We start from the raw sequence: 12396 nt of genomic DNA, 5'->3' as shown, positions 1-12396 counted from the left end.
GCATACTGCGCTTGTCAGGGTATTGCCGCGGCGCGCGCCATTCCAACGCAACTCGCTTGCAATGCAGCATTTCGCCCATATGCTGTAAATAAGTACTGCTGCACCGATTCGCAATTCAACCCCCAGCAACCCAAAGGAGAATGACCATGGCCAAGACCGCTGTGCAAACCCCCGCCAACGTGACCGACAAGTTCGTCACCGACCTGAAGGAAGTTGCCGCCGATGCCGAGGAACTGCTCAAGCTCACAGCCGGCCAGGCGGGCGACAAGATTGCCGATGTGCGTGGGCGTTTGAGCGATCGCTTGGGCACCGTGCGTGACCAGGTGGCGCAAATGGAGGCCGATGTGCTCGAAAAAGGCAAGGAAGTTGCCCGTGTCACCGATCAATATGTGCACGACAACCCTTGGACGTCGATTGGCGCCACCGCAGGCGTGGCCTTCCTGCTCGGCTTGCTGATCGGCCGCCGTTGAAGTTTTTCCGTGGCCGATCATCCCGACACCGGCTGGACCGGCAGCCTGCGCGCCCGGCTCGACAACCTGCTGGCCGCAGCGCAAACGCGGCTGGAACTGCTCACGGTCGAGCTGCAGGAAGAAAAGCTGCGCCTCGCCCGCCTGTTGTTCATGACGGTGCTGGCAGCCTTGTTCCTGGGTTTCGCCGCCGTGTTCGCCGCGCTCTGGATCACCGTCGCCTTGTGGGACAGCCACCGGCTGCTCGCACTGGGCCTGTCCACCGGCCTGTTCGTGACCCTGGGCGTGGCCGCGGCCACCGTGGCAGCGCGCACCGTGGCCGCCGGCAGCCGCTTGTTCGCCGCGTCCATCAACGAATTGAACAAGGACCGCTCGGCCTTGGGACGCGAGCCATGACCGTCGAGCGCGCCCATGAGCCCCGAGTCGGTTGAATTGCTGCTGCGCAAGCAGCGCCTGCAGCTCGCTGCCGCAGACCAGCGTCGTGGCTGCTTGGCCCTGGTCGATGATGTGGAGGCCGGCATGGACAAACTGGCCCGCCTGCAGACCAGCCTGCAAGGCTTGGGGCAGTCCATGCGTGAGCATGCGCCGGCGCTTGCCTTGGCTGGGCTGGTTGTGTTGGTCTGGCGCCCGCGTGGGGTGTTGCGCTGGGCGCAGCGCGGCTGGCTGCTGTATCTCGGAACCCGCCGTTTGCGCAGCGTTTGGGGCGCTGCACTGGCAGCCGTAGGCAAGCTGCGTGGTGGGGCCGAAGCCCGCTCTGCCGCAGAGCAAGCCTAGGGCCTGTTTGCCGCGTGGGAATCAGCCGGCTGCGCTGTTGCTTGCCGTGATGCCCCAGCGCGCCAGCGCCGCATCGTCGGCCTCGCGGGCATCGACCCAATGCGCCCCGTCGGGGGTGGTTTCTTTCTTCCAGAACGGCGCCTGGGTCTTGAGGTAATCCATCAGGAAGGCACAGGCCTCGAACGCCGCATGGCGGTGAGCCGAAGCCACCACCACCAGCACGATGGGGTCGCCCGGCTGCAGGGCGCCCACGCGGTGAATCACGGTTGTCGCCTGCAGGGGCCAGCGCTGCTGCGCCTCTTGCACCATGTGCGCAATGCTGTGCTCGGTCATGCCGGGGTAATGTTCCAGCTCCAGCGCCTGCACAGCCTGTTCGCCCTGCCCGGCTAGAGCCGCGTTATGGTCGCGGCAAACACCTTCGAAACAAGCCACGGCGCCGATGTCGGTGCGGCCCGAGCGCATGCGGCGCATTTCCTCGCCGGCGTCGAAGCACTCATTCTGGATACGGATGGTGGGGGTGAAGGCGGTCATGGCTGTTCGGTAGCACGCAAGCTCAGCCGCCCGTCACCGGCGGAAAAAACGCCACTTCGCATCCTGGAATCCAGGGCGATTCAGGCTCGGCCATGATATGGTTGCAAGCCATGCGCAGGGGCTTGTCCTGGCCAAGTGCAAAGGCGTGGCGGGAACTGCGCGCTGCCAGCCAGGCGCGCACCTCCGCCAGGGTGGTCAGGTTATCGGGCAGCTCCAGGGTCTCGCTGCCCAGACCGACGGCCTCGCGCACGCTGGCGAAATAACGGATGGTGGTTTGCATGGTTGGACTCAAACGAGCAGCTCGGCGAATGGAATGAAGCGCACCGGGTCGCCCGCCTTGAAGGTCATGCCAGCCGGATTATCCACCAGGCCATCGCCCCAAACCGTGGAGGTCAGCACCGCGGAGTTCTGGTTGGGGTAGAGCTCGACCTGGCCGTTGGCGTCAAGACGGGCGCGCAGGAATTCGCGGCGCTTGTCGGCCCGGGGCCAGTTCGAGGCGCTGGGCAGCGACAAGCCGCGGTGGGCGAGCAGCTTCGCGCCCTGCAGCGCCAGCAGGAACGGGCGCACGAATACCAGGAAGGTGACGAAGCTGGAGACCGGATTGCCCGGCAGACCGATGAAATGCGCGCTCCCACCAGACGGCCGCCGCACCGCACCGAAGGCCAGGGGCTTGCCGGGCTTCATCGCGATTTGCCACAACGCCAACTGCCCCAAGGCCTGCACGGCGGGTTTGACATGGTCTTCCCCGCCGACGGAGACGCCGCCGGATGTCAGGATGAGGTCATGCTCCGCTGCCGCGAGCCGCAGCGCGTCTTGCGTCGCGTCCAGCCGGTCGGGCACTTGGCCGAGATCCGTCACGGCACAACCCAGGCCCTGGAGCAGGCCGCTCAGCAGAAAGCGGTTGCTGTTGTAGATGGCGCCCGGCGGCAGCGGCTCGCCGGGCATGATGAGTTCGTCGCCGGTGGACAGCAGGGCCACGCGTGGGCGTGGCACCACTTCCAGCGTGGCGACGCCGACTGACGCCGCCTGCCCCAGATCCTGCGGCCGCAGGCGGTGGCCGCGCTCCAGCACCACGCTGCCGGCCTGCACGTCGCAGCCACGTGGGCGCACCCATTCACCCGGCTTGGGTGCGTGCTGCAGGGTGACGACATCACCGTCGGCCACGCATTGCTCCTGCATCACCACGGCATCGGCTCCATCGGGCATGAAGGCGCCCGTGAAAATGCGTGCGGCCTCGCCCGGCTGAAGCGGCTGGCCCACATGGCCGGCGGCAATGCGCTGGCCCACATGCAGCCGGGTGCCGGGGCTGATGACGTCGGCGCTGCGCACGGCGTAGCCATCCATCTGGGTGTTGGCAGCAGGCGGCACATCGACGGGGCTGCGCACCTCGGCAGCCAGCACGCGTCCCAGGGCTTGCAGGGTGGCCACCGACTCCGCGCGGTCCAACGGACGTGCCGCCTGAAGCAGCACTTGCAAGGCGGCATCCACATCCATCAGAGCAGTGTCATGAGCTTGCATCGGAGCGGCGAAAAAGCAGGTGATTGTCGAGCAGCCATTGGGCCACGGCGGCGGGTTGGTTGATGTCGAGAATGGTGGCAGTGGTGGGTTGCGGCAAGCTGTGCAGGTCGTCCGTGGCGATGGCGAGGATATGTGCGTCGTCGGGATAGCACACCGGCTTGCCGGCGCTTTGCCGCCAGACCTCGATTTTAGGAATGGGGGCGTGCTTGAAGCCCTCCACCAGGACCCAATCCACCTTGTGCAGCATGGGCAAGAGCTCATCGACGGTGTGTTCGACCGGCTTCGCGGACTCGCGCTGCAGCGCCACCAGATACGTGGACGCGACCAGCACCTCGTGCGCGCCGGCTTTGCGGTGGCGCCAGGAGTCCTTGCCGGGATGGTCGATGTCGAAGTTGTGATGTGCGTGCTTGATGACCGAAGCGACGAGGCCGGCCCGTCTCAAATGGCCAACGAGTTGCTCGACCAGGGTGGTCTTGCCGCTGCCGGAATAGCCCGCAAAACCGACCACATGCAGCGGTCTCTTTTCCTGCGGCAACTCAGACATGCTCGGCGATATAGGCCTTGAGCGCATCGACATCCGGCTTCATGATCACGAATTTCTGTGGTCGCTGCTCCAGGCTCTCGGCTGCCGCCGGACGCTGTGGTTCCTGGCCGATGGCTTCCACCAGCGTCGCCGAGAACTTGGCCGGCAGCGCGGTTTCCACCACCAGCATGGGAACGCCCGGCTCCAGGTGAGCGCGCGCCACGGCCACGCCATCGGCGGTATGCGGGTCGATCATCACGCTGCTGCGCTCCCACACTTCGCGGATGGTCTGCAGCCTGAGGGCGTGGTTGCTGTGGCCGGAAACGATCTCGGCCTGCATGCGGGAGAACGCCGGGTCATGCGACACATCGAAATGCCCTTGCTCGCCGAGCTGGCGTTCGAACAGGTCGCGCGTACGGGCGGAATCGCGCCCCAGCATGTCGAACACGTAACGCTCGAAGTTCGAGGCCTTGGAAATGTCCATCGACGGGCTGGAGGTGTGATGGGTTTCGGCCGCGCCGCGCGGCCGGTACACGCCACTGCGAAAGAATTCGTCCAGCACGTTGTTCTCGTTCGTGGCCAGCACCAGGCGGTGGATGGGCAGGCCCATTTGCCGCGCCACATGGGCGGCGAGGATGTTGCCGAAATTGCCCGACGGCACGGCGAAAGACAGCGGTTCGCCGACGCCACGCACGCTGCGCAGATAACCCGCGAAGTAATACACCACCTGGGCCACGACCCGCGCCCAGTTGATGGAATTGATGGTGCCGATGCGCTTGGTGCGCTTGAAGTTCAGATCGCTCGATACCGCCTTGACCATGTCCTGGCAGGTGTCGAACACATCCTGCACGGCGATGTTGTGGATGTTGGCGTCCGCCAGACTGTACATCTGTGCCGTCTGGAACGGGCTCATCTTGCCGAACGGCGAGAGCATGAACACGCGAATGCCGCGGCGCCCGCGCATGGCGTATTCGGCGGCGCTGCCGGTGTCTCCCGAAGTCGCGCCGAGGATGTTGAGTTCCTGCCCGCTCTTCGCCAAGGCCTGCTCGAACAGCCGCCCCAGCAGTTGCATGGCCATGTCCTTGAAGGCCAGCGTCGGCCCTTCGGACACGCCGAGGAGACTGATCCGCGCGTCCAGCGGTTTGATGCGCACCACCTCGGCGCTGCCAAAGACCTCGGCGGTGTAGGTGGCCCGCACCAAGGCACGCAGGGTCGCGGCGTCCATCGGCTCGACATAGGGCTGCAGGATCTCGAAGGCCAGCTCGGGATAGCTCAAGGTCTGCAGGCGGCGCAAATCATCCAGGCTGAAACGCGGATAGTGCTCGGGCAGATACAGCCCGCCATCGGGTGCCAGGCCCTCGAGCAGGATGTCGTCGAACTGGCGCTGCGCGGCCTCGCCGCGGGTGCTCAAGTAAAACATCAGCGCAACTCCTCTTTGCGCAGACGCACGATGGGCGCAAGCACGGTGTCGAGTTGCTGGATGCGCGCCAGGGCCTGGTTCATCTGGCGCTCCAGGGTTTCGTGGGTCAGCAAAATGACGTCGGTGTGCTGGTCGTTCTCACCCGATGGGCGTTGCAGCAGCGCGTCGATGGACATGCCGCATTCGGCCAGGATGTGGGTGATCTCAGCCAGCACGCCGGCTTCGTCGCGCACGTGAATGCGCAGGTAGTACGCGGTGGTCACGCGCTCCATCGGCAGAATCGGCGTATTTGCCAATGCCCCCGGCTGGAAAGCCAGATGCGGTACGCGGTGTTCGGGGTCGGCGGTATGAAGGCGCGTGACGTCCACCAGGTCGGCGATGATGGCTGAAGCGGTGGGTTCGGACCCGGCGCCCTTGCCGTAGTAGAGCGTTGCGCCCACGGCATCGCCCTGCACCACAACGGCATTCATGGCACCTTCCACATTGGCCACGAGCCGGGTTGCCGGAATGAGTGTGGGATGCACGCGCAACTCGATGCCCTCGGGCGCACGCCGCGTGATGCCCAGCAGTTTGATGCGATAACCCAGCTGCTCGGCATAGCGGATGTCGGCCGCGTCGAGATGCGTGATGCCCTCCACATGCGCCTTGTCGAACTGCACCGGAACACCGAAGGCGATGGCGCAGAGGATGGTGATCTTGTGCGCGGCGTCGATGCCCTCGATGTCGAAGGTCGGGTCGGCCTCGGCGTAGCCCAGGCGTTGTGCTTCCCGCAGCACGACATCGAAGCTCAAGCCCTTGTCGCGCATTTCCGAGAGGATGAAGTTGGTGGTGCCGTTGATGATGCCGGCCACCCACGCGATGCGATTGGCCGCCAGCCCCTCGCGCAGCGCCTTGATGATGGGAATGCCGCCTGCCACCGCCGCCTCGAATGCCACCATCACGCCCTTGGCCTGCGCTGCGGCAAAAATCTCATTGCCATGCAGCGCGATCAGCGCCTTGTTCGCGGTCACCACATGCTTGCCAGCGGCAATCGCGGCGAGCACCAATTCACGCGCCGGCGAAATGCCGCCGAGCAGTTCCACCACGATGTCGATATCGGCTCGGGTGGCAAGCTCCATGAAGTCCTGCGTGATGGGCAACGTGGTGCCGATGGACAGGCGTGCCTTCTCCGGATTGCGCGCGGCGACCGCCGCCACCTCAATGCCGCGGCCAGCGCGGCGGCGCAATTCTTCCTGGTTGCGCTCGAGCACCTTGACGACCCCTGAGGCCACCGTACCCGCACCCAGCAGGGCGATTTGAATTGGATTCATCGTGTTGAACGAAGTGGGGAAAGACCCGGCGCCAAAACGCTGGGCGGAGCATCAAGCTGCAATGGGCTTGCGCTTGCTTTTACGCTGATGTTCGAGAAACCGCGCGATGCGGCCGATGGCCTCGGTCAGGTCATCGGCATTGGGCAGGAACACCAGACGGAAATGGTCTGGGCGTGGCCAGTTGAAACCCGTCCCCTGCACGATCAGCACCTTTTCCTCGGCCAGCAAATCGTAGGCAAATTGCTGATCGTTGACGATGGGGTAGATCTTCGGGTCCAGCCTGGGGAACATGTACAACGCAGCTTTGGGCTTGACCACGCTCACGCCGGGAATCTGCGTCAACAGCTCATAGGCAAGATCGCGCTGCTTGGTCAGGCGGCCATTCGGCGCCACCAGATCCTTGATGCTCTGGTAGCCGCCCAGCGCGGTCTGGATGGCGAGCTGTCCCGGCGTGTTGGCGCACAGGCGCATGGACGCCAGCATCGCCAGGCCCTCGATGTAATCGCGCGCATGGCGCTTGTTGCCCGACACCACCATCCAACCCGAACGGTAGCCGCAGGCGCGGTAGTTTTTCGACAGCCCGTTGAAGGTGACGAACAGCACATCGTCGGCCAGCGAAGAGAGACTCAGATGCACATTGCCGTCGTACAAGGTCTTGTCATAAATCTCATCGGCAAACACCACCAGTTCGTGCTCGCGCGCCACCTGCACCAGTTCCAGCAGCAACTCCTTCGGGTAGAGCGCGCCGGTTGGGTTGTTCGGGTTGATGACGACCAGGGCCTTTGTATTCGGCGTGATTTTCTTGCGAATGTCGGCGATGTCCGGATGCCAGTCGGACTGCTCGTCGCAGATGTAATGCACCGGCTTGCCGCCCGACAGCGAAACCGCGGCGGTGTAGAGCGGGTAGTCGGGCGCGGGAATCAGGACCTCGTCGCCATTGTTGAGCAAGGCGTTCATGCTCATATTGATGAGCTCGGACGCGCCATTGCCGATGAACACATCGTCGATGCTCACCCCAGCCACACCTTGCTCCTGGGTGTAGTGGACGATGGCCTTGCGTGGCGCGAACAAGCCCTTCGAGTCGGTGTAGCCGGCGGCCTGCGGCAGGTTGTGAATCATGTCCTGCACGATTTCATCCGGCGGATCAAACCCGAACACAGCCAGATTGCCAATGTTCAGCTTGATGATCCGATGGCCGTCCTCTTCCATCTGTCGCGCTTTGTCCAGCACCGGACCCCGGATGTCGTAGCAGACATCCGCCAACTTGTTCGACTTCCGAAATTCCCGCACATAACCTCCATGGACCCGATTTGTCCTCGATTCAGCCCTGGACTTGGGCCGCCCACAGGCCCGACAGCATTGGACCGAACCCTATAATCTAACGTGTTTGCAAGCGCCATCCCCAAGGCGGAACCCCTATTTCATGAAGCTGCAACCGGATTCGAACCAGGCCCAGTTCACCATTTCCGCACAAGGCCCCGGCTTCGTGGAGGTCAACGGCGTGCGCTATGCGCACGGCATCTGCCTTGGCTCCGGCATGCCGCCCGAGGTCTGGGGTCAAGACGGCTTCACTGCCCTTGCCGAAAGCCATTTCGCTCGCCTGGTTGAAAGCGAGCCGGAAATCATCATTGTCGGCACCGGAAGCCGTCAACAGTTCCCGAAACCTGCACTGTTGCGCGTGTTGATGGAGCATGGCATCGGTTTCGAGGTCATGAACACGGCTGCAGCCTGCCGGACCTACAACATCCTCGCCGCTGAGGGCCGCAAGGTCGTGGCCGGACTGTTGATTGGTCCTCTGCTGGATACGCCTATTGCTACACGCGGCGATGATTTGTAACTCCACTTGCTAAAATGTGCATTGTTGTTTGACGGGTGACTTCGGCAGGCGCGGGCGTTCAGCCCGCAATGCGGTAACGGTGGGGTTCATTCATCAGCCGTTACCGACCTGTACGGCCCGCTATCAGGAGACTTCATGGCTTTGGTGCTTAACAAGCTTGTTCCGGATTTCGAGGCTACGGCCACCAGCGAAATCAAATTCAGCCCAAAAAACTATCAGGGCAAAAAACTCATCCTGTACTTCTACCCCAAGGACATGACGCCGGGATGCACCACCGAGGCCATGCAGTTTCGTGACCTCTATGCGGAGTTCGAAGCGGCAGGCGCCGTCATCTTCGGTGTCTCGCGCGACAACCTGGTCTCGCACGACAAATTTCGCACTCACCTCGAATTGCCCTTCGACCTGATTGCCGACACCGAAGAAAAGCTTTGCCACATGTTCGGCGTGGTGAAGAACAAGATCATGTACGGCAAGAAGGTCAAGGGTATCGAGCGCAGCACTTTCTTGTTCGACGCCGAGGGTGTTCTCCGTGAGGAATGGCGCGGCGTCAAGGTGGCCGGTCACGTTGAAGAAGTGCTCGAAGCCGTACGCCAACTTTGAATCCAGCAGGACACAGGCCTCTGCCCGCCGCGCAAGCTCTGCCATGCGCAAAATGGCTGGTATGTCGCCAGTTGGTCCGTGTCGCAAAGCACACAACCGCTTTTCGGTCATAGCTGAAAGCGGTTGTGTGCTTTGCGGCCCCCGTTTTCGCTAACGTCTAGCCCTCGCCTGCGCCCCTTCCCACCAGTTCATCGCCATGCCCCTGCCCCAGCCCCCCACGAAACTCGGTTCCCTGGTCAAAGCCTCGTCGGCGTCCGATGACCAGGCTGTGGTCGCCGCGGTGACTGCACGCCCCAACCAGACACGCAGCGCTGCTCCAACCAAGCCAGCACAAACCCGTACGGCCGAGCGCATTCGGCCCAATGCCGAGGTTTCGTCCCATCCAGCACCTGCATTTGCGCTGGCCACCAGCACACTGGAGGCATCCGCGGACGCCCGGCCCAGCAAGCCCAACGCACCGCGCAAAGCTGCCAAGCGAGTTGCCGAAAAGACAGCAGAAGTGGCGAAGTTATTCGTGCTGGACACCAATGTCCTGATGCACGATCCGACCTCTTTGTTCCGCTTCGAAGAACACGATGTGTACCTGCCCATGATCACGCTCGAAGAGCTGGATGGGCACAAGAAAGGCATGTCCGAGGTGGCCCGCAACGCACGCCAGGCCAGCCGGGAGTTGGACGCTCTGGTGGCCGGTGTCGAGGGCGGCATCGAGTCGGGCATCAGGCTGGATCACACCGGTCACCGCGAAGCGCGTGGCCGGCTGTTTTTCCAGACCCGTGCGCACGAAGCACGCTTGCCCGAGGCCCTGCCGCAAGGCAAGGCCGACAACCAGATTCTGGCCGTCCTGCAGGCGTTGACACAGGCGCATACCGAGCGACCCGTGGTGCTGGTGTCCAAGGACATCAATATGCGTGTGAAGGCGCGTGCCCTGGGCCTGCACGCGGAAGACTATGCCAACGACAAAACGCTGGACGACGCGGACTTGCTCTACACAGGTGTCTTGCCGCTACCGGCCGATTTCTGGGAGCAGCAGGCACAGTCGGTGGAGAGCTGGCAGCAAGGCGGTCAACCCTTCTACCGCCTGCAGGGACCACTGGTTTCAGCCATGCTGGTGAACCAGGCGGTGTACTGGGAGTCGCCCAGCGCCACGCCCTTGTATGCAAGGGTGAAGGAAATTCGTGCATCCACCGCGGTGCTGCAGGTCATCCGCGACTTCAGCCATCAGAAGAACGGTGTCTGGGGCGTCACGGCGCGCAACCGTGAACAGAATTTCGCGCTGAATCTGCTGCTCGACCCGGAAGTGGATTTCGTCACCCTCACGGGCCAGGCCGGCACCGGCAAGACCTTGCTCGCGCTGGCGGCAGGCCTCTATCAGGTGCTGGAGGAGCGGCGCTACAACGAAATCATCATCACCCGGGTCACGGTTCCGGTCGGCGAAGACATCGGTTACCTGCCGGGCACCGAAGAAGAAAAAATGTCCCCCTGGATGGGCGCGCTTGACGACAACCTCGAAGTGCTGAACCAGTCTGGCGGGGCATCCCAGGGGGGTGAATGGGGGCGCGCCGCGACGCAAGAGCTCATCCGCTCGAAGATCAAGATCAAAAGCATGAACTTCATGCGCGGTCGCACCTTTCTGAACAAATTCGTCATCATCGACGAAGCCCAGAACTTGACGCCCAAGCAAATGAAAACGCTGATCACGCGCGCCGGCCCCGGCACCAAGATCATCTGCATGGGCAATATCGCGCAGATCGATACACCCTACCTCACCGAGGGCAGCTCAGGTCTGACCTATGTGGTCGACCGTTTCAAGGGCTGGAAGCACAGCGGGCACATCACCCTGGCGCGCGGCGAACGCAGCCGTCTGGCCGATCACGCCACGGAAATTTTGTAAGCCCGGCGCATGGCATTCAAGGGGCGGCAGACCATCCGGTTTGTCGCCCCTTCTTCTCAGAACGCGCGCGCCAGATTCTCGAACCGCGTGAGTTGCCGCAGGAATGTAAGATTGACCACGCCGATCGGGCCATTACGCTGCTTGGCGATGATGATCTCGGCAACGCCCTGATCCTTCGAGTCCTTGTTGTAGACCTCGTCGCGGTAGATGAACAGAATCACGTCGGCATCTTGCTCGATGGCGCCGGATTCGCGCAGATCGCTCATCACCGGACGGCGGTCGGTGCGTTTTTCCAGATCGCGGTTGAGCTGCGACAAGGCGATCACCGGGCATTGCAATTCCTTGGCCAGGGCCTTGAGCGAACGGGAAATCTCGGAAATTTCAGTCGCGCGATTCTCCCCTTCGCGTGACGAGGTCATGAGCTGCAAATAATCGACCACGATCAAGCCAAGCTTGCCGCACTGGCGAGCCAAACGCCTGGAGCGCGCGCGGACCTCCAGCGGGTTGAGCGCCGGCGACTCGTCGATATGGATTTGCACCTCGTCCAGGCGCTCGATGGTCTCGGGTAGGCGCGACCATTCGTCTTCCGTGAGCTGTCCTGTGCGCAGATGCGATTGATCGATGCGGCCCAGGGAACCAACGATGCGCAACACCAATTGCGAAGCTCCCATCTCCATGCTGAACACAGCCACCGGCAACTGCTCGTTGACGGCCACATGCTCGGCAATGTTGATGGCGAGCGAGGTCTTGCCCATGGAGGGTCGACCCGCGATGATGACGAGATCGCCTGCCTGCATGCCGGCCGTCATGCGGTCCAGATCGGCAAAGCCCGTGGCCACGCCGGTGATGTCGGAGCCGCCATGCTCGGAGAGTTGCTGCACGCGGTCGAGCAATTCGCCGAGCAACTGCTTCATGGGCTGAAAACCAGCCTTGCCGCGGGCGCCGGCTTCGGAAATGGCAAAGATTCGCGACTCCGCTTCATCCAGAATCTGCTGCACCGCCCTACCCTGCGGGTTGAGCGCGCTCTGGGCAATCTCGTCGCTGATGGTGACGAGATTGCGCAAAATGGCGCGTTCCCGAACGATTTCGGCATAGCGCCGGATATTCGCCGCACTCGGCACACCCTGCGCCAGTGCATTGAGGTAGACGAGGCCGCCGCAAGACTCCGCCTGGCCATGCAGCTGCAAGGCCTCCAGCACGGTGATGACATCCGCGGGCTTGGTGGCCTGGATCAACTCGCTGATGGCTTGGTAGATCAGCCGATGCTCGTGGCGATAGAAAAAGCTGACATGCAGGATGTCGGCAACGCGGTCGAAGGCCTGATTGTCGAGCATGAGCCCACCCAAAACCGACTGCTCGGCCTCGGCCGAGTGCGGAGGTGTGCGCAAACCCTCGAGGGTGGAATCCATCATGGCAGGCATGGTGACGAGCTTATCAGTGGGAACGGGTGTGGAAGCAATGGATGGCCGATGAGTGGCAATCGGAGACAAAAAAGCCGCGCTCGTGCGCGGCTTTTTTGCTGAAG

The 12396-nt window shown here is 63.0% G+C and carries 14 protein-coding genes; 6 read left to right on the top strand and 8 right to left on the bottom strand.

The window, feature by feature from the left end:
- Positions 1-146: 146 nt before the first annotated feature.
- The 3 genes from ACYCUK_RS07455 to ACYCUK_RS07445 are packed head-to-tail and all read left to right on the top strand — an operon-like array spanning position 147 to position 1241.
- Positions 147-470: an ElaB/YgaM/YqjD family protein gene (locus ACYCUK_RS07455; RefSeq protein ID WP_461594162.1), complete on the top strand. Its 324-nt coding sequence runs from the start codon at positions 147-149 to the stop codon at positions 468-470.
- Between the two features lie 9 nt (positions 471-479).
- The gene (locus ACYCUK_RS07450) at positions 480-863 is read left to right on the top strand and encodes a phage holin family protein (RefSeq protein WP_461594161.1); all 384 of its coding nucleotides are present in this window, start codon (positions 480-482) and stop codon (positions 861-863) included.
- 15 nt (positions 864-878) lie between these two features.
- Entirely contained in the window at positions 879-1241 is a 363-nt protein-coding gene (locus ACYCUK_RS07445; protein WP_461594160.1) for a YqjK-like family protein, read from the top strand.
- Between the two features lie 21 nt (positions 1242-1262).
- Here the strand turns inward: ACYCUK_RS07445 and moaE are convergent, their stop codons facing one another.
- From moaE to ACYCUK_RS07410, 7 genes are read right to left on the bottom strand one after another with little or no spacing between them, the layout of a single operon-like run.
- Positions 1263-1772, bottom strand: a complete 510-nt coding sequence (gene moaE, locus ACYCUK_RS07440) for a molybdopterin synthase catalytic subunit MoaE (RefSeq protein ID WP_461594159.1) — start codon at positions 1770-1772, stop codon at positions 1263-1265.
- Positions 1773-1794: 22 nt separating this feature from the next.
- Positions 1795-2052: a molybdopterin converting factor subunit 1 gene (gene moaD, locus ACYCUK_RS07435; RefSeq protein WP_461594158.1), complete on the bottom strand. Its 258-nt coding sequence runs from the start codon at positions 2050-2052 to the stop codon at positions 1795-1797.
- Positions 2053-2060: 8 nt separating this feature from the next.
- Complete coding sequence (locus ACYCUK_RS07430) at positions 2061-3290, bottom strand: molybdopterin molybdotransferase MoeA (RefSeq protein ID WP_461594157.1); 1230 nt, start codon at positions 3288-3290, stop codon at positions 2061-2063.
- Positions 3277-3804, bottom strand: a complete 528-nt coding sequence (mobB, locus tag ACYCUK_RS07425) for a molybdopterin-guanine dinucleotide biosynthesis protein B (RefSeq protein WP_461594191.1) — start codon at positions 3802-3804, stop codon at positions 3277-3279. Before mobB ends, ACYCUK_RS07430 begins: the two co-directional genes overlap by 14 nt.
- 22 nt (positions 3805-3826) lie before the next feature.
- Positions 3827-5233, bottom strand: a complete 1407-nt coding sequence (gene thrC, locus ACYCUK_RS07420) for a threonine synthase (RefSeq protein ID WP_461594156.1) — start codon at positions 5231-5233, stop codon at positions 3827-3829.
- Positions 5233-6543 carry a homoserine dehydrogenase gene (locus ACYCUK_RS07415; RefSeq protein WP_461594155.1) on the bottom strand — a complete coding sequence of 437 codons (1311 nt, stop codon included), beginning with the start codon at positions 6541-6543 and terminating at the stop codon, positions 5233-5235. The genes thrC and ACYCUK_RS07415 overlap by 1 nt, the downstream gene beginning before the upstream one ends.
- Positions 6544-6594: 51 nt before the next feature.
- Complete coding sequence (locus ACYCUK_RS07410; RefSeq protein WP_461594154.1) at positions 6595-7833, bottom strand: pyridoxal phosphate-dependent aminotransferase; 1239 nt, start codon at positions 7831-7833, stop codon at positions 6595-6597.
- A gap of 133 nt (positions 7834-7966) precedes the next feature.
- Here ACYCUK_RS07410 and ACYCUK_RS07405 point away from each other — a divergent pair, with 133 nt between their 5' ends.
- From ACYCUK_RS07405 to ACYCUK_RS07395, 3 genes are all read left to right on the top strand, one after another.
- Positions 7967-8380, top strand: coding sequence for an Mth938-like domain-containing protein (locus ACYCUK_RS07405; RefSeq protein ID WP_461594153.1), 414 nt, complete (start codon positions 7967-7969; stop codon positions 8378-8380).
- Positions 8381-8515: 135 nt separating this feature from the next.
- Positions 8516-8980: a peroxiredoxin gene (locus ACYCUK_RS07400; RefSeq protein ID WP_112487183.1), complete on the top strand. Its 465-nt coding sequence runs from the start codon at positions 8516-8518 to the stop codon at positions 8978-8980.
- Positions 8981-9176: 196 nt separating this feature from the next.
- Positions 9177-10871: a PhoH family protein gene (locus ACYCUK_RS07395; protein WP_461594152.1), complete on the top strand. Its 1695-nt coding sequence runs from the start codon at positions 9177-9179 to the stop codon at positions 10869-10871.
- Between the two features lie 56 nt (positions 10872-10927).
- On the opposite strand, the gene dnaB is transcribed toward ACYCUK_RS07395, so the two are convergent.
- Positions 10928-12292 (bottom strand): replicative DNA helicase, encoded by a 1365-nt coding sequence (gene dnaB, locus ACYCUK_RS07390; RefSeq protein WP_461594151.1) that lies wholly within the window; start codon positions 12290-12292, stop codon positions 10928-10930.
- Between the last annotated feature and the right edge of the window lie 104 nt (positions 12293-12396).

Source organism: Thiomonas sp., assembly GCF_054608695.1.
The sequence above is the reverse complement of the archived record's forward strand: the minus strand, read 5'-3'. Positions and strand labels throughout refer to the sequence as shown.

Bases quoted from the DNA above. Each gene is read 5' to 3' on its own strand.
- ACYCUK_RS07455 (WP_461594162.1), top strand. From the start codon at position 147: ATGGCCAAGACCGCTGTGCAAACCCCCGCCAACGTGACCGACAAGTTC.
- ACYCUK_RS07445 (WP_461594160.1), top strand. From the start codon at position 879: ATGAGCCCCGAGTCGGTTGAATTGCTGCTGCGCAAGCAGCGCCTGCAG.
- moaE (WP_461594159.1), bottom strand. From the start codon at position 1,772: ATGACCGCCTTCACCCCCACCATCCGTATCCAGAATGAGTGCTTCGAC.
- moaD (WP_461594158.1), bottom strand. From the start codon at position 2,052: ATGCAAACCACCATCCGTTATTTCGCCAGCGTGCGCGAGGCCGTCGGT.
- ACYCUK_RS07430 (WP_461594157.1), bottom strand. From the start codon at position 3,290: ATGCAAGCTCATGACACTGCTCTGATGGATGTGGATGCCGCCTTGCAA.
- thrC (WP_461594156.1), bottom strand. From the start codon at position 5,233: ATGTTTTACTTGAGCACCCGCGGCGAGGCCGCGCAGCGCCAGTTCGAC.
- ACYCUK_RS07415 (WP_461594155.1), bottom strand. From the start codon at position 6,543: ATGAATCCAATTCAAATCGCCCTGCTGGGTGCGGGTACGGTGGCCTCA.
- ACYCUK_RS07405 (WP_461594153.1), top strand. From the start codon at position 7,967: ATGAAGCTGCAACCGGATTCGAACCAGGCCCAGTTCACCATTTCCGCA.
- ACYCUK_RS07400 (WP_112487183.1), top strand. From the start codon at position 8,516: ATGGCTTTGGTGCTTAACAAGCTTGTTCCGGATTTCGAGGCTACGGCC.
- ACYCUK_RS07395 (WP_461594152.1), top strand. From the start codon at position 9,177: ATGCCCCTGCCCCAGCCCCCCACGAAACTCGGTTCCCTGGTCAAAGCC.
- dnaB (WP_461594151.1), bottom strand. From the start codon at position 12,292: ATGCCTGCCATGATGGATTCCACCCTCGAGGGTTTGCGCACACCTCCG.